Below are 1,148 nucleotides of genomic sequence, written 5' to 3'. Positions count from 1 at the left end.
GGTCGATCGGGACTGGCGTGAGATCGCGGTGGAGCGGGGCACCCGCCCGAGTGTAGATCGCCTCTTCCCAATTTCTAACAGCACGTGTTAAATGTGGCCATGACCCGCCCAGTTCTTCCCACCCGCGAGCCGGCCCCGACCGAGCCTGCCCCGACCGAGCCAGCCCCGACCACCACGGGCCCCGCCTTCGACCCCTTCGATCCCGCGCACCTGGCCGATCCCTATCCCGGCTACCGGCGGTTGCGCGAGACGGACCCGGTCCACTTCCACCGCGGGGACGGCACCGCGGCCCGCCCGGACTTCTGGGCGCTGTCCCGCTACGCCGATGTCGACGCGGCGGTCTGCGACCCGGAGGCGTTCTCCTCCGCCAGCGGTCTGACCTTCTACCGCGACGAGATCGAGAAGCTGGGGCTGGCGCCGACCATCGTCATGATGGACCCGCCGGAGCACACCGGGAAGCGGCGGCTGCTGGCCAAGGCGTTCTCCCCGAAGCGGGTCGCGGAGACCGAGCCGCAGATCCGCGACTTCGTCCGTGGGCGCCTGGCCGAGATGGCCGAGAGGGACGACGACGACGAGGTGGTCGATCTGCACCGGGACTTCAGCTCGCAGATCCCCACTTTCGTGCTGGCCCAGCTGTTCGACCTGCCGGCAGCGGACCGCCCCCGGTTCGGCCCGTGGGTCAGCGCGCTGACGACCCTGCAGGAGGAGGGATTCCGTCCGGCGGGCCTCGAGGGCGGAGCGGCGGCGGCGGTGGCGGAGATGTTCGCCTACTTCGGGGAGCTCATCGCCGAGCGGCGCACGAGCCCGGGAGAAGACCTCGTCTCCGCCCTGACGCAGGCCGAGATCGACGGCGAGAGGCTGGACGACTGGGACATCCTGGGGTTCTGCTTCGTGATCGTGGCGGGCGGCAACGACACCACCGGCAATCTCATCTCGCACACCGTCGCGCTGCTCGACGAGCACCCGCCGCAGCGGGAGCTGCTCGTGGCGGACCCGGGGCTGATCCCCGGCGCGCTCTCGGAGTGCCTGCGCTTCGAGTCCAGCGTGCAGGCGCTCGCGCGGACGACCATCCGTGAGGTGACGGTGGGCGGGGTGACGATCCCGGCGGGGGAGAAGGTGATGATGCTCTACGGCTCGGCCAACCGCGA

The 1,148-nt window shown here is 70.7% G+C and carries 1 protein-coding gene; it reads left to right on the top strand.

Translation table 11 applies throughout. The features are described 5' to 3' along the window. Nucleotides 1-99: 99 nt before the first annotated feature. Nucleotides 100-1,148 (top strand): cytochrome P450 (locus tag G6028_RS04825; RefSeq protein ID WP_182658213.1); only part of this gene is annotated, 1,049 nt, incomplete at its 3' end.

The organism is Dietzia cercidiphylli, from assembly GCF_014145145.1.
GTDB lineage: Bacteria > Actinomycetota > Actinomycetes > Mycobacteriales > Mycobacteriaceae > Dietzia > Dietzia natronolimnaea.
The sequence above is the reverse complement of the archived record's forward strand: the minus strand, read 5'-3'. Positions and strand labels throughout refer to the sequence as shown.